Consider the following 15,526-nt stretch of genomic DNA (forward strand, 5'->3'; position numbering starts at 1 on the left):
CTCACGGCCCGCCAGCACCAAGGATGTCCACCGACCACCGTCGGCGGCATCGATGGTCACCATTCGGCGAAGGAGCCGTCTGGGTGGGTCCAGACCGGGTTGCGCCAGGTGTGACCGGTCTTGTCGGCGGTGCGGACGGCGGCCTCGTCGACCGTGATACCCAAGCCCGGCAGGGGATTCCACTCGGCGTGACCGTTGACCCAGGTGAACGGTGCCGGGTCCGTCACGTAGGACGTGAGGTCGCTCGCCAGGTTGTAGTGGATGCCCCGGCTTTGCTCCTGGATCAGGAAGTTCGGCGTAGCGAAGGCGACGTGTAAACTCGCGGCGAGCGAGATCGGGCCGAGCGGGCAATGCGGCGCCAGCATTGCCCCATGCGTGTCGGCCAGTACGGCGATCCGCCGAAGCTCCGAGATCCCACCGGCATGCGATATGTCGGGCTGGACGACCGCGAGCCCCGCGTTCAGCGGCGCCACGAAGTCAGCACGGTGATACAGGCGCTCGCCGAGCGCGAGAGGCACAGTCGATGCGCCGACCACCTCGGGCAGATGCGCGATGTGCTCGGGCAGCACCGGCTCCTCGACGAAGAACGGCTGCAGCTCCTCGACCGCACGCAGGATCCGCCGCGCGCCGGCCACGCCGACCCGGCCGTGCAGGTCGATGGCAACATCACGAGTGTCACCAAGCGCACTTCGCGCGGCGCTCAGCCGCGCGACGATGTCGTTGATCTCGGCAACAGACGGCGACGGCTGGATCCGTCCGCTGCCGTTCATCTTGACCGCGGTCATCCCGGCCTCGACCTGCTCGGTGACCTGGTCGGCCACTGCGGCCGGCTCGTCACCACCGACCCAGGCGTAGACCCGGACACGATCACGCACCCGTCCACCGAGCAGCGCTGCGACCGGAGCGCCGTACACCTTGCCGGCGATGTCCCACAACGCGTGGTCGAGCCCGGCGACCGCGCTGCTCAGCACCGGTCCGCCGCGGTAGAACCCGCCTTTCGACAGCACCTGCCAGTGCCGCTCGATCTGCAACGGGTCCTGGCCGATCAGGTACTCCGACAGGATCTCGATCGCGGTCCGGACGACCTCGGCCCGTCCTTCGACCACGGGTTCGCCCCAGCCGACGACACCGTCGCTCGTCTCGATCCGGCAGAACAGCCAGCGCGGCGGAACGAGGAACGTCTCGATCCTCTCGATCTTCACGACCGCCGCCGCCCGCGACGCTTGGAAGTCGTCGAACGCACCTCGGTCAGGTCCTCGGCCGCCTTCGCCAGCAGCTCACGCATGGCCGACTCCGCCGCGGCCGGGTCGCCGGACCGTACGGCGTCCACCACCCGCCGGTGACTCGGCACCGGGTCATCCGACGGCTTCAGCTTGTGCACGAGCCGGTCACGGCCGGCCAGCCCGGTCTCCATGATCACTTCCATCTTGGTCAGCAGCTCGTTCCCCGTTGCCGCCAGCAACGCCCGGTGGAACGCGAGGTCGGCGGCGACCGCGGCGAGATCATCGGTCGCCGACGCCATCTCCTCCAGTGCCGTGTCCAAGGCGTTCAGGTGCGATTCCTCCGCGCGCAGGGCGGCCAGCCGGGCCGCGGCCGGTTCGACGATCCCGCGCACCTCGTGCAGTTCCTCGAGCAGCTCCGGCCGTACGTCGTCGTCGAAATGCCAGCGGATCATGTCCGCGTCGAGCAGGTTCCAGTCCGACCGCGGCCGGACGAAAGTGCCGCGCTTCTGCCGCGCGTCGACCAGCCCCTTGGCCGTCAGCACCTTCAACGCCTCGCGCACCGCGGTCAGGCTGACGCCGAGGTCGGCCTGCAGCTCGGTCACGTTGATGGTCGCGCCCTCCGGGATCTGCCCGGACAGGATGCGCTGCGCCATCACCTCCACGATCTGCCCGTGCAGTCCCCGCGACACGCCGCGCTGCATCCCCGTCACACCGCTCTCCCTCATGCCGAGTCCTTCACCGCGGACCAACCACCGTCGACGACCAGACTGGCGGCGGTCACGTACGACGCTTCGTCCGACAGGAGGAATGCCACCACCTGCGCTACTTCGTCCGCCCGGCCGAGCCGTCCCATCGCCGTCGCCTGCGCACTGCGCTCCCTGCCTTCGGCGCTGACACGATCCCACGCGGCGGTGTCGATGGGGCCTGGAAGCACAGTGTTCACCCGGATGGAACCGCCGTACTCGACGGCCAGTTGTCGTCCTAGTGCCACCAGTGCCCCCTTGCTGGCCGCGTACGCAGGATGCCCGGGAATCCCGGCCAGCGCGTGCACGGACGACACCAGTACGACGGACGCGAGGTCGTCGTACAAGGTCTGGAAGCCGAGGAACGCGGCGGTGAGGTTCACGTCGAGCTGCCGTTGCCAGGACTCGGGTGCGAGCTCGTGGGCCGGGTGGACGTCGACGACGAAGGCGTTGCTGACGAGCCCGTCGATCGGCCCGAGGTCATCGCGGCCACGCGACCGCACCTCGGCCCAGGTTTCGGGCGACGCGACATCACCCAGTACGGCGATCGCCCGGCCCGGCATCTCCTTGCACGGCTGTACGTCGACCTGCACCACCGAAGCGCCTTCGGCCAGCAACCGCTCGACACAGGCAGCGCCGATCCCGGACGCGGCCCCGGTCACCGCGATCACTCGCCCGTCCACCCGCACCCGCGCCTCCCTCAACCCTGCATCGATGAACGAGGCTCCAGTTGACCGTGGTGCTGCTGTCACGGTCAAGCGAATTGCTCGTAATTTACGAATTAATATTGACAGCTCGGTTTGCTGGTTGCAAGATCCTCGCAATAGAGCCCGTCATCCGCAGCCGGAGCCGCCGATCGAGCTGGGAGCTGTCCAGGAGGAACAGATGACAGGTGGTCGATGGCTCGGCGCCGTGGCCGCGAACATGAGGAACTGGGCCCGCTGAAGTGTCGCCGCAGAAGCCGAACGTCCGGTGCGAGCCGTTCGCCGGACCGAGATCAGTTGCTGATAGCAACATCATTCGCAGCCACTACAACAGAACGAACAGCGAGGGAGAGCACCATGGCTGACATGTCCCGCCGCAATTTCCTGCGGTCCGCCGGAATCCTGGGCGGCGGCGCGGCCGTCGCGACTCTCCTCGCATCTTGCGGCGACAGCGACACGAGCGATGCCGTGCAGTCCGGCGCCGTGAAGCTGGACTTCTGGACGCACGATCCGGGCTATGTGAAGACCTACACCACCTCGGCGAACAACGCGAACGCCGCGAAGGCCTTCCCGTTCACGTTCTCGCTCGCTGTCACGTCGCTCGCGGCCGACGCTGTGGTCACCAAGCTCATCGCACAAGCGCAGGCGAAGAAGGGGACTCCGGACATCGCGGGCCTGGAGGTCAGTCAGTTCCCTCGGATGATGAAGCAGAACATCGCGCCGTCGGTCCTGGTCGACTGGTCGGCGGAACTCAGCGACGAGCAGAAGGGCGACCTGCTTCGACTGGCTGACTACACCGTTGACGGCAAGGCGTACGCGCTGGAGTCCGACACTTGCCCGACGGTCCTGTACTACCGCCACGACCTCTTCAAGAAGTACGGGATCCCTGAGGATGTGGAGACCTGGGAGGAGCTGCAGACGGCGGCGAAGGCGGCCCTGCGGGCCGGCAAGGCGCTGGGTATCTGTTGTAACGGTCAGCCCGGGGCTGCGCTGGGCACGTTCCGACAGCTCTACCAGCAGCGAGGGCTGAACCTGTTCGACGAGAGCGGCAAGCCCTCCATCGACACGCCCGAAGCGGTCGAGGTCATTCAGTTCATGGCCGACGCACTCAAGAGCGGTCTGTTCACGATGGTCCCGGATCCCTACGGTGCGCCGAACGGGGCCGCGCTCAAGTCGGAGAAGCTGATCGCGACCTTCATGCCGAACTGGTACAACGTGTACGGCCTGCAGGCGAACGTTCCGAAGCAGAAGGGCCTGTGGCGGGCGCGCGTGCTGCCGAAGTTCAGCGCCGGCGGCGGGATCGGCGCCGCGCTCGGCGGCACCGGCTTCGCGGTGGTGAAGGACAAGCCGAACACGAAGGCCTCGATCGACTTGGTGAAGCACACCTATCTCACCAAGGAGGGGCAGCTGCTGCGGTTCAAGACCGCGGGCTACCTGCCGACGATGAAGTCGTTGTACGACGCGCCGGAGTTCAACACCTACGCCGACCCCTACCTCGGCGGGCAGAAGGTGTTCCCGATCTACAAGCAGATCGCCGCCGAGGCGCCGGCCTACCACCAGAGCGCCGAGGCTCCCAAGCTGATCGACACGCTCGGCGGCGCGATCCAGAAGGCACAGACCGGTGCGATCAGCGCTGCCCAAGCGGTCAAGGACGCGATGGCGGCCTACGAGAGCCAGACCAAATGAGCGACACGTTGTCGGTGTCGCAGTCGGCCCAGGCTGCCGGGCGGCCCGCGGATCACCAACCGCCGGCGCGGCGTCCGGTGCGCTTCGGGCCGCGGATCGCGCCGTACCTGTTCATCTCGCCCTTCTATGTGCTGTATGCCTTGTTCTTGGTCGTGCCGATCGGTGCCGGCGCGTACCTGTCGTTCACCGAGTGGGGCGGCTTCGGATCACCGCAGTGGGTCGGGACAGCGAACTTCGACCGGCTGTTCTCCGATGGAGATTTCTACCAGTCGCTGCGCAACACCGGGATCTACGTGGCGCTCAGCGTGGGTGTGATCGTGCCTGCAGCGTTGCTGATCGCACAGGCACTGAACGCTCGCGGCCTGCGTGGCCGGGACATGTTCCGGCTGATCTACTTCACGCCGGTCGTGCTGTCGCCGATCATCATCGCACTGGTCTTCCAGCTGCTCTACGACGGGAACTTCGGGCTGCTCAACGCGGTGCTCGATGCAGTCTTCGGATTCGGTGGGATCGACTGGCTAGGCGATCCCACCTGGGCGAAGGTCAGCGTATCGATCCTGGTGGTGTGGCGCTGGACTGGCTATCTGACGATCTTCTTCCTGGCCGGGCTGCAGGCCGTGCCCCGTGAGCTGTACGAGGCGGCCGAGGTCGACGGCGCCAACGCGCTGTCCAGGTTCTGGCATGTCACGCTGCCGTCACTGCGGCCGGTGACGGCCTTCGTCGTTGTCGTCGTGCTGGTCGGCGCCGCGCAGATCTTCGAGGAGCCCTACCTGCTGACCGCGGGCGGGCCGGACGGAGCGACGATGTCGGTCGCGCAGTTCGTCTACCGGGCCGCGTTCGAACGCCAGGAGATCGGGTACGCCGCCGCCTCCGGGTTCACGTTGTTCGTCATCGTCTTCGTGCTCGGCCGGCTGGCGAACTGGGCGCTTGGCGTCGGAAGGAGCACGTGATGGCCTTGGCAACTCGGGCAGTCCCCGCCGGCCGGACCACCTGGTCGCGCCGGCCCGGCGGCGGCCGGATCGCACTCTACGCGTTCCTGGTTGTGCTCGCCGCGGTGTTCATCCTGCCCATGCTGTGGGCGCTGTCGGCGTCGTTCAAGAACCGCGCCGACATTTTCCAGTACCCGCCGAAGTTGCTTCCGTCACCGGCCACACTCGTGAACTACGTACGCCTGATCGAGGAGCAGCCGTTCGTCAGTTGGTTCGTCACCACGCTGATCGTCGCGGTGGTATCGACTGTGGTCGCCGTACTGGTGTGTTCACTCGCGGGCTTCGCCTTCGCGAAGTACCGCTTCCGGGGCAAGAAGACGCTCTTCGACATCATGTTCTCCTCGCTGGCCATTCCGTACGCCGTGATCGTGCTGCCGTTGTTCGTCGTCCTCACCCAAACAGGGCTGACCGAGCCGTTCTTCGCGATGATCGTGCCGTGGGTGGCGCCGGCGTTCGGCATCTTCATGATGCGCCAGTACATCGAGCAGACCGTGCCCGATGAGATACTCGAGGCCGGCCGAATCGACGGTTGCACGGAATTCGGCATCTTCCTTCGCCTGGTCCTTCCGCTGATGCGTCCTGCGCTGGGAGCCCTTGCGGTGTGGAACTTCCTGAACAGTTACAACAATTTTCTGTGGCCGCTGATCGTGGTCTCCGACCCCAATCGATACACCCTGGCGCTCGGACTGGCGACCGTGTACGGCGCCGAAAGCCACCAGGTCGACCTCGTGCTGGCCGGGTCCGTGCTGGCCGCCATCCCAGCACTGATGGTGTTCATCGTGCTCCGCAAACAACTCCTCGACGGATTGACAGCAGGATCGGTGAAGAGCTGACATGACCGATGCCATCACGACACGGTCGATCCGGGTGACATCGCCCCCGCGGCGGACACTGCCGGCGATCATGGGCAGCCCTGGCTCCGCGCCGCGCGATGTGGCCGCGAACAAGCAGTACCTGGTGCGTTCGGGGCGGCCGTGGATTCCGGTGATGGGGGAGTTCCACTTTGCCCGGTATCCGGCAGCCGAATGGGCCGGTGAGCTGCGCAAGTTGCGCAGCGGCGGGATCACCGTCGTCTCGACGTACGTGTTGTGGCACCTGCACGAGGAACGCCGCGGCGAATTCGACTGGTCCGGTGACCTGGACCTGAGGCAGTTCGTCGAACAATCCCACCAGGCAGGGCTCGCCTGCTGTGTGCGGATAGGCCCGTGGGGGCACGCTGAAGCCCGGTACGGTGGGTTTCCCGATTGGCTGATGTCGGCCGACTGCACGCCGAGGACCGACGATCCCGCCTACTTGGCGTTCGTCGAGACGTTCTACCGGGAGATCGCGGCGCAGATCGACGGTCTGCGCTGGGACCAGGGCGGTCCGATCATTGCCGTACAGATCGAGAACGAGCTGTATGACAACCCGGCCCATATCGTGACGCTCAAGCAGTTGGCGCGCGACGTGGGGATCGACGCGCCGCTGTGGACAGCCACAGGGTGGGGCTATGCCCAGTTGCCGGACGGCGAGGTTCTCCCGCTGTTCGGCGGCTACGGCGAGGCGGCGTGGGACACCGCATCGACTCCGTGGCCTCAGCAATCCCGCTCACATTACTTCTTCAGTTCCGGCCGCGACGATGACTCCATCGGAGCGGACCTTCGCGCACCGGATGACGTCGTCAAGGTGAGACAGCACGGCATCATGGACCCCTCCGGGTATCCGTTCGCGACCTGTGAGCTCGGTGGCGGGATGTATACGTCGTACCACCGCAGGCCCTGGATGCATCCGGAGGACATCGCCGCGCTGTCGCTGGTGAAGATCGGCAGTGGATCGGTCTGGCAGGGCTTTTACATGTACCACGGCGGGACGCAGCGGATCGGGCGCGACTCGACGTTTCAGGAGTCCCATGCCACCGGCTATCCGAACGATTGCCCGGTCCGCACCTACGACTTCCAGGCGCCCATCGGCGAGTACGGCCAGCTCCGGCCACACTGGGCGATGTTGCGGAGACAGGCCAACTGGCTCACCACAATGGGCCACGAGCTGGCTCCACTCGAGTTGCAGCTGCCGGCCGACGCGCCCGTCGATATGGCCAACACGCGGGAACTCCGCTCGTGTCTGCGTACGGATGGCACCGAGGCCTACCTGTTCGTCAACAACCACCAGCCGGTGGATACATTGCCCGACCATGAGGCTGTGCAGTTCCACGTAGAGGTGGCGGGCCGGCAGATCGTCGTACCGGAGCGACCGGTCACGATCCGGTCCGGTGACCACTTCGCGTGGCCGCTGGCGCTGACTGTCGACGGCGTCAGGCTGCTGGGGCTGACCGCGCAGGTGCAGGGAATGGTCGATCTCGACGACGGGCCGTTGCTGATCTGCTTCCAGACAGCCGGGATCCCCATCGAGTTCGGGGTCGACGCCGCTACCGTCGACACGGTAAAAACGGATGGACGCGTCACCCGTGAGGCGGACGTGATTCGGGTGTGCGGCCTCGTACCTCGTCCGCGGTGCGTGGTGGAGCTGGCCGGTCCGGTGTCGACGGTCCGGATGCTCTTGCTTGACGACGAGTCGTCCCGCCAGGCATCAGTGGAACAGTTGGCCGGGCGGTCGCGACTCGTCATCAGCCCGGTGCCGGCGATCAGCGACGGCGTCGGTCTCGAGCTTCAGCCGTCGTCGGCGGACGTCTCGACGGCCACGGTCAGAATCGTTCCGCCGGTGAAGGGTGCGACAGGCGACACCGGCCGGCTGGAAGCCGTACCGGACGGATTGGCCGGGCTCGTCCAGGTCGATCTGCGTGTCGGCGAGCCGATGGAACTCAGTCCGAGTCTCGTCCGTCCGGCCGCAGCATGGGCGCCGTCGAACGACGTGAGAACTGGGAGGGCGTCGGCTCCCGACGACGAGGCGTTCGCGGCCGCTGCGGTATACAGCTTGTCGATCCCACGTGAGGCGTTCTCCGCCGACCACGACATGCTGCTCGAGATCGACTGGATCGGTGACGTCGGCCGGCTCTTCATCGGAACGGAACTGGTCGCCGACCAGTTCTGGTACGGGCCACGCTGGGAGATCGGTCTGCGTCGGCTGGCCGACCGCTTGGTCGGCGACACCCTCGACGTCCGGCTCGAACTCATGCCGTGGCACCGTGAGGCGCCGGTGTTCGTCTCCGAGGCGGCCCGTGCCCTGCTGGCGGCGTGCCGCCCCGAACACGTTGCCGATCCCGGCTTGCAACTCCTGGCGCTTCGATCGGTACGGCTCATCCCGAGGCCAGTGACACGGCTCGAGTTACACCCGTAGACCGTTTCGACCGAGGAGCAACCGCAGTGAACTCCGTGAGATCCGTCCACCCACGTCTGCCCGACCAGTTGACCATCACGTTGTGGGACTTCAGCTGGTACACCCGGACCGGTCCAGGGCAAGCCTTCGAGGATCTGGATCGTGCCTTCGGCGAGGCCGTCGAGCGCGGTTACAACACCGTGCGGATCTGCGCGATGCCATTCCTCCTCTTCGGATCCCGCCTGCCGACCGACGACCTGGCCTTCCAGGGGCTCGGTGGCGACTACGCCCAGCGCACCCGCTGGTACGACGTCACGGCGACCGAGGGCTTGAACGGCCGCGACCATCTCGTCGTGCTGTTCGAGGCCGCGCGACGGCACAACTGCTACGTGATCCTCTCGAGCTGGGAGTTCCAGCAGAGCTCGTCGATGTCGGCCGATCGCCGCTGGTGGGACGCGCTGCGCGCCGTTCCGGCCGAGGACCGCACCACCGTACTGGCGGAAAGCCTCGCGGACATGGTCGATTTCCTTGCTGAACGCAACCTCTCGGACCGGATCGCCTTCGTGGAACTCCACAACGAAGTGCAGTACGGCTACCTTGCCGACGTACTGACCGACGAGTCCACACCTCGCGTCATCGGCTTGCAGGATTCGCTCGAACGCGGAATCGATGTGTTCAAGGCCCGTCAACCCGAGCACCTCGTCACAGTCAACTACGCCCGCGTGCCAGTGGGGGAACTGCGCGGCTTCCCGCGCAACGCCGACGTGGCCGTCTTCCACCCCTATGTCTACGGTGTTCTCGATGAGCTCCTGGACACCTTCGCCCTCCGTGACGGGCGCCGCCCGTTCCCGCAGGAACTCGCACGCCGTGAACTCCTCCGTGACGACGCTCCCGATCTTCATCAGTGGGCGCCGCCGAGCGAGGACAGTTGGCGGCTCGAGGCGACCATCGTGGGATCGCGAGAGGTTTACGTGCACGACTGGTGCGATCCGGAGAAGTGGGACCGCTGGCTGTACGAGCGCTACGCACTCCACGCTGCCGAGATGCGGTCGGTTCTCGAACTCTGGATCGACGCCGCCATGGACACTGCCGCAACCCACGGCATTCCCCTCGTCTTCGGCGAGGGCTGGGTCGGGTACACACCGCTGTACGGTCGGTTCGAGGAAGGCCCGGTCGGCGCCGAGATCTGCCGCCGGGCAGCACGTCTGTCGGCCGCGGCGGGTGCCTGGGGAACGGTCGTCTGCTCGAACGCCGCGCCGCACCACCCGATGTGGAGCGACGTCACTTTGCAACAGGAGGTGAACGCGATCTTCCGGTCGGGCGCGAGCTGATCGGCGCTCGCCTCCGTGGGCGGGCCCGCGACGGAGCGTTACCGCGGCGAGGCCAGGCGCGGGAGCGACGGCCGGAGGCTTCGCGGGACCCCCGGCCGCCACCTGGTTATTTGATCAGATCTTTGCCTTGTTGGGCAGGCTTCGGCTGAACGCCCGGCCGGCGGGTGTCAGATTCCTTCGGACTTCGGCGACTCGCCGTGTGCTCGTGACATGTCGTTCATTCTGCGCCAGTCTCATTCTGTCGGAAAATGCTTGCTTGGACAGTTGAGGAGACATTTGTGCGCAGACTTCGCCGCCCCCGCGCCATCGCCGCCGGGCTCGCCACGGTTCTGACCGCCGGCCTGGCCCCGGCAGTCGTGAGCACCGCGTCCGCTCCCGCCGCCGAGGCTGTGACCCCATCGGTACCGGTGCAGCTGGTCTCGATCACCGATTTCCACGGCTACCTGCGGCCGCCGTCACCCGCGGACGGCGGAACCATCGCCGGCCCCGACGGCAAGCCTCAGGTCGTCGGCGGAGCGGCGTACCTGGCCACGCATCTGAAGAACCTCCGGGCCGGGAAGCCGAACTCGATCTTCTTCGCCGACGGTGACAGCTTCTCCGGCTGGCCGTTCGAGGTCGACGCGCACGCGGACGAGCCGACGATCGAGGTGCTGAACGCGCTCGGCGTCGAGTTCTCCAGCGTCGGCAACCACGAGCTGGACGTGTCGCGGAGTTTCCTGGTCGACCACATGGCTCGCGGGAAGTGCTTCGGCACGGTCGGCGTGGACAGCTGTTTCACCGACTCCACCGGCCGCCGCTTCCACGGGGCCGACTTCACCTTCCAGTCGGCCAACATCGTCGATGCCAAGGGCCGGCCGATCGTGGCGCCGTACACGATCCGCTGGGTTCGTGACCACGGCCGCGCGTATCCGATCGGCTTCATCGGTCTGACCGTGCCCGACACTCCGGTCGGCTCGACGTCGTACCAGCCCGAGCTGAAGGCGCTCGACCCGGTCGAATCCGCCAACGCGGCAGCGGCGGAGCTGACGAGGAGAGGCGTGAAAGCGATCGTGCTCAACATGCACGACGGCGGTACCGACGGCTCGGCGACGTACGACAACTGCGTCAACCCGAGCGGTCCGGCGATCGACCTGGCCCGCAAGGTGACGCCTGAGATCGACGCGATCGTCACCGGTCACTGGCACGCGGCGTTCAACTGCAGCATCCCGGATCCGGCCGGCAACCCGCGCCCGGTGGTCGAGGCCGCGAACCACGGCCGCCTGATCAACGAGATCAATGTGCAGCTCGACAGCCGGACCGGTGAGGTACTGCGCGACCGGACCACGTCGACCAACCACGCGGTCACCCGTGACGTCACGCCCGACCCGAAGATCCAGCGCATCGTCGACTACTGGACCGCGGCCGGGGACCGCAAGTACGCCGAGCCCGTCGCGACCATCACCGGCGACTTCACCCGTACGGCGAACGCCGTCGGGGAGAGCACCTTCGCCGATCTCGCGGCCGACGTACACCTGTGGACGGCTCGCCAGAACGGTCACGCCGACCTCGGCCTCATCGCCGCCAAGCCCGCGACCGGGTCGACGGCTCTACGTGGCGATCTCCTGGTTGCCAAGAGCAACAAGCCGGGAGATGCGGACGGCCGGGTGCTGCTGGGGGAGTCGTGGGACGCGTACGGCTACGGCAACCCGGTCCTGACAGTCAGCCTCACTGGTGCGCAGCTGGACGCCGTACTCGAGCAGCAGTGGCAGACGCAGGCGGACGGCACGGTGAAGTTCGCACCGTTGGCCGTGTCCGGCAACGTGGCCTACGCCTTCGACGCCGGCAGCCCGGTGGGTCAGAGGGTCGACCCGGCCGACGTGAAGATCGACGGCGCCGCGCTCGACCCGGCCGAGACCTATCGCGTCGCCGCGCTGGCCTACACCGTGATCGGTGCAGACGGATACTCAGCCTTCAAGAGCTCCACAAACCCCGTCCGCAACAACACCGATCACGAGACCTTCGCGGCGTACCTCAGGACGCACAAGACCCTGACGCCGGCACCTCTCACGCGGGTGACTCAGAAGGGGTCGTAGCGCGCGTCGACGGCAGAGCCCACCGGGTGCACGACGCACGAGTCCCGAGCATGGTCGAAGCGGTCAGCCGATATCTCGCCTCCTGAGTCCGGATGGCGCATAGTCGTGGTGTGGTGCTTGCATTCGAGGGGGACCTGGAGTTCGACCCGGCCTTGTTCGAGGTGCGGCGGGGCGGCGTTGCGGTGCCGTTGGAGCCGCAGGCGTTCGATGTGCTCGCCTATCTCGTCTCGCATCGTGATCGGGTGGTCCCGAAAGAGGAACTGATGGACGGAGTCTGGGGCGGCCGGTTCGTCAGCGAGACGGCCGTCACCAGCCGGATCAAGCAGGTACGGCGAGCCCTCGGCGACGACGGCCACAGTCAGCGGATGATCCGGACCCTGCACGGCCGGGGGTACCGTTTCGTCGCACCGGTCGAGGCGCGGGCCGAGCGGCCGTCGATCGAACCGATCCGGTACACCGTCAGCGACGGTCTCCACATCGCGTACCAGGTCACCGGTGGTGGCGAGCTCGACATCGTGTTGATTTCCGGGTTCGTGTCGCACCTCGAGTTGGACTGGGCCGATCCGCGCCACGCGCATTTCCTGCACCGGCTGGGGTCGTACGGCCGGTTGATCCGGTTCGACAAGCGGGGCACCGGGATGTCGGACCGGCCGTCCGGTCTGCCGGATGTCGAGACGCGGATGCACGACGTCCTTGCGGTCATGGATGCGGTCGGCTCGCGTCGGGCGGTCCTGGTCGGCTACTCCGAGGGCGGGCCGATGGCGATCCTGTGCGCCGCGGCGCACCCCGAGCGCGTCGCGGGGCTGGTTCTGTACGGCAGCTACGCCAAGCGGGTCTGGTCGGAGGACTATCCGTGGGCGCAGACCCAGGAGGATCGGGCGGCCTACACCGACGTACTCGTCAACCGATGGAACTGGGAGGCGGACATGCGGTTGCGCTGCCCGTCGGCCGACGTACCGATGCAGCGGTGGTGGGCACAGCGGATGCGAGCATCCGCGACACCGTCCACTGTGCGGGCGCTGATGGACATGAACTCGCTCGTGGACGTCCGGGACGCGTTGCCGGCGGTGCGGGTGCCGACGCTGGTCCTGCACCGGGTCGGCGACCCGCTCGTGGACGTCGGGGGAGCGCACTTCCTGGCCGAGCACATTCCCGGCGCGCGACTGGAGTTGCTCGACGGTGCCGACCACTTCGTCTCCGGGAACCCCGATCAGATCCTCGACTCGATCGAGCGGTTCGTGCGAGATCTGCCGGACAGGACAGGCCACCCACTTGCGCTGGCGGCCGTTGCCGCGCCGGCCGGACCGGGAGCCGCTGACCTGGCATCGAGTCTGGTCGAGGCGGGCGGACGCCGCTGCTCCGGCCCCGCCGGCCGGACGGTGGTGCTGTTCGACGGTCCCGCCACCGCGGTGCGCGCCGGACTTGCTCACCTGCATGGCGCCGACAAGCTGGGTGTCGCGATCGCGGAGGTTCGGCGGGACGAAACCGAGCTCGACGCGTACGGCGTAAGGACCGCGATCGCACTCGCCGATCAGGCCGCGCCGGGTGAGTTGTGGCTGACTCCGGCAGTGTGTGACCTGCTCGCCGGTTCCGGCGTCGTGACCGAGCCGGCCGGTTCAGCCGAACCGGTCTTCCGGGCGGTCGCAACGCAATGACGGCCGGCCTGCCCGGACAGGACAGACCGGCCGGTGGGGAGTGCTCAGGCGGTCGCGACGTCGATCGTCACCGGCACGCCGTGCGTGATCACGTCGTACACCGCTGAGCGCCGACGCGACTGCTCGACCAGTGCCGCCAGCTTCTCTGCGTCGGCGTCGCCCTTGACGTGGAAGACGACGCGAATCGCCTCGTACCCATTGCGTACCTCCGGGTCGAGTCCGAGGATGCCCAGCAGGTTGATGTCGCCCTCGACCGTCGAGGTGACCTCCTCGAGGTCGATGCCCCGGGCGGCGGCGATGTTCGCCAGACCGCTGGTGAGGCAGGCGGCCAGGGCGTGCAGCAGGTGCTCGGCCGGTGTGGGACCGTTGTCGCCTCCCACCAGCACCGGTGGGTGGTCGGCGTCGAACGTGAAGTCCGCCGGGCGGGCGTTCTCCTGCCCGGCCCCGAAGAACCCGTTGATCGTGCCGCGGTTGTGCGTGCCACTGATCCACCGATTGGTGGCGCGGAACTGGAAACGGGCGATCTCGGGCTGGGCCTTGACCGCGTCGAGCGTGGCGAACAGAGCCTCGGTGTTGACGCCGTTGCGCCGGCTGTCGGTCTTGGTGTCGGTCATGGTGCTGTTCCCTTCAACGGAGGTGATCAGGCGGCCGAGCTGGCCGGCTGTGTACTGAGAGCCGGAAACGAGGCCAGCTGGTCGGCCTCGCGTTCGAGCGCCTCGCTGAGCTGGAGTTGCAGCTCGACGAAGCGGTCCGGCGGCGGGAAGGCGGTCAGCGCCCGGGTCACGTCGAAGATTTCGCGCGCCATCGCGTTCCGCGTCTCCTGGTACGACGTCATCGCGGCAAGCTCAACCGATGGTTCGTGGAGACTGCGGTCGATCGCGGTGGCCAGCAGCTCCGCATCACGGAACGCATCGGTGATGCCGTGCCCGGTGATCGGATCCCGGTGGTAACCGGCATCGCCGACCAGCGCCCATCCCGGGCCGTGGGACTGGCGAAGGTAGTTCGGCAGATCAGCGGTCCCGCGGACCCGTTCGGTGATGCGGCCGGCGCGGACTCGACGGCCGAGGTCGGGCACGAGCCGTTCGAGCTCGTCGACGAATGCCGCGATGCGTCCGGAGCCCGCCGTACGCACCGGGTCCAGGAGGGGCGTCGGCCGGATCAGCCAGACACACGCGGCGCCGTCATGTGTCGGGAAGACACCGGCGAAAGTATCTGGCGCGATGTGGAACTCGTAGGTGTCCGAGCCGAGACCGGTCACGTACGTGTAGAAGACCGCACACGGTGAGGTGAACTCTTCCAGCGTCCGCGCGCCGAAGTACCCGGCCATCCGTGACCGCCGGCCGTCCGCGCCGACGACGATGCGGGCCGGCAGTTCGACGCGGTCGCCATTCGCGGAAAGGCCGACGACGCCGGTGACCCGCCCGTCGTCCGATCGAAGTACGCCGGTCGCGGTCAGGCCGGTCCGGAGCTCGGCGCCCGACTCCACCGCGGCGTCGGCGAGCAGGCTGTCGAGCAGCCGGCGACGTGGCGCGACCAGCACATCCACGCCGGCGCGCGGCTTGATCCGCCGTACCTTCGCCTGTCCTTGAAGGTCGAACATCACGTACGTGACTGCCGGCGCGCGGCTCGCGAGGACGCGATCGAGCAGTCCCCAGCGGGACAACTGGACCACACCGCCCCGAGCGATTCCGTGCGTCGACAGCGTGTCGCTCGGCAGTGGCGCCTTGTCAACCGCGACGACGTCGTGACCCATCCCGGCCAGCAACATCGCGGTCGCCGCCCCGGCACACCGCGTCCCGACCACCACAACGTCGTACATCTCCCGCCCCCATCTCCGATCGATGAGAGGACTCTGCGGCGGGACGCCGTCC

12 protein-coding genes are annotated in these 15,526 nt (G+C 67.4%); 7 read left to right on the forward strand and 5 right to left on the reverse strand.

Translation table 11 applies throughout. From position 1 onward, the window contains the following. Nucleotides 1–56 precede the first annotated feature (56 nt). The 3 genes from dgoD to AB0F43_RS16055 are packed head-to-tail and all read right to left on the reverse strand — an operon-like array spanning nt 57 to nt 2,655. Nucleotides 57–1,202: a galactonate dehydratase gene (dgoD, locus tag AB0F43_RS16045; RefSeq protein WP_360476236.1), complete on the reverse strand. Its 1,146-nt coding sequence runs from the start codon at nt 1,200–1,202 to the stop codon at nt 57–59. Further along, complete coding sequence (locus AB0F43_RS16050; RefSeq protein ID WP_360476239.1) at nt 1,199–1,948, reverse strand: FadR/GntR family transcriptional regulator; 750 nt, start codon at nt 1,946–1,948, stop codon at nt 1,199–1,201. Before AB0F43_RS16050 ends, dgoD begins: the two co-directional genes overlap by 4 nt. Next, the gene (locus AB0F43_RS16055) at nt 1,945–2,655 is read right to left on the reverse strand and encodes an SDR family NAD(P)-dependent oxidoreductase (RefSeq protein ID WP_360476242.1); all 711 of its coding nucleotides are present in this window, start codon (nt 2,653–2,655) and stop codon (nt 1,945–1,947) included. The genes AB0F43_RS16050 and AB0F43_RS16055 overlap by 4 nt, the downstream gene beginning before the upstream one ends. Before the next feature lie 372 nt (nt 2,656–3,027). Here AB0F43_RS16055 and AB0F43_RS16060 point away from each other — a divergent pair, with 372 nt between their 5' ends. The 7 genes from AB0F43_RS16060 to AB0F43_RS16090 all read left to right on the forward strand — a co-directional run bounded on the left by AB0F43_RS16060 (nt 3,028) and on the right by AB0F43_RS16090 (nt 13,655). Then, a complete protein-coding gene (locus tag AB0F43_RS16060; RefSeq protein WP_360476245.1) occupies nt 3,028–4,356 on the forward strand; it encodes an ABC transporter substrate-binding protein in 1,329 nt (442 codons plus the stop codon). Continuing rightward, entirely contained in the window at nt 4,353–5,306 is a 954-nt protein-coding gene (locus AB0F43_RS16065; protein ID WP_360476248.1) for a sugar ABC transporter permease, read from the forward strand. The genes AB0F43_RS16060 and AB0F43_RS16065 overlap by 4 nt, the downstream gene beginning before the upstream one ends. Continuing rightward, nucleotides 5,306–6,178, forward strand: coding sequence for a carbohydrate ABC transporter permease (locus AB0F43_RS16070; protein WP_360476251.1), 873 nt, complete (start codon nt 5,306–5,308; stop codon nt 6,176–6,178). The genes AB0F43_RS16065 and AB0F43_RS16070 overlap by 1 nt, the downstream gene beginning before the upstream one ends. Before the next feature lies 1 nt (nt 6,179). After that, the gene (locus tag AB0F43_RS16075) at nt 6,180–8,618 is read left to right on the forward strand and encodes a beta-galactosidase (protein WP_360476254.1); all 2,439 of its coding nucleotides are present in this window, start codon (nt 6,180–6,182) and stop codon (nt 8,616–8,618) included. Between the two features lie 26 nt (nt 8,619–8,644). Continuing rightward, nucleotides 8,645–9,928 (forward strand): cellulase-like family protein, encoded by a 1,284-nt coding sequence (locus tag AB0F43_RS16080; RefSeq protein WP_360476256.1) that lies wholly within the window; start codon nt 8,645–8,647, stop codon nt 9,926–9,928. Nucleotides 9,929–10,206: 278 nt separating this feature from the next. Next, complete coding sequence (locus AB0F43_RS16085; protein ID WP_360476259.1) at nt 10,207–12,000, forward strand: bifunctional UDP-sugar hydrolase/5'-nucleotidase; 1,794 nt, start codon at nt 10,207–10,209, stop codon at nt 11,998–12,000. A gap of 110 nt (nt 12,001–12,110) precedes the next feature. Then, on the forward strand, nt 12,111–13,655 hold the full coding sequence (locus tag AB0F43_RS16090; protein ID WP_360476262.1) for an alpha/beta fold hydrolase: 1,545 nt from the start codon (nt 12,111–12,113) through the stop codon (nt 13,653–13,655). Nucleotides 13,656–13,699: 44 nt separating this feature from the next. On the opposite strand, the gene AB0F43_RS16095 is transcribed toward AB0F43_RS16090, so the two are convergent. Further along, entirely contained in the window at nt 13,700–14,269 is a 570-nt protein-coding gene (locus AB0F43_RS16095; RefSeq protein WP_360476265.1) for an OsmC family protein, read from the reverse strand. 26 nt (nt 14,270–14,295) lie between these two features. Beyond that, a complete protein-coding gene (locus tag AB0F43_RS16100) occupies nt 14,296–15,474 on the reverse strand; it encodes an NAD(P)/FAD-dependent oxidoreductase (protein WP_360476268.1) in 1,179 nt (392 codons plus the stop codon). Nucleotides 15,475–15,526 lie beyond the last annotated feature (52 nt).

The organism is Kribbella sp. NPDC023972, from assembly GCF_040639075.1.
In the GTDB taxonomy this organism is placed as follows: domain Bacteria; phylum Actinomycetota; class Actinomycetes; order Propionibacteriales; family Kribbellaceae; genus Kribbella.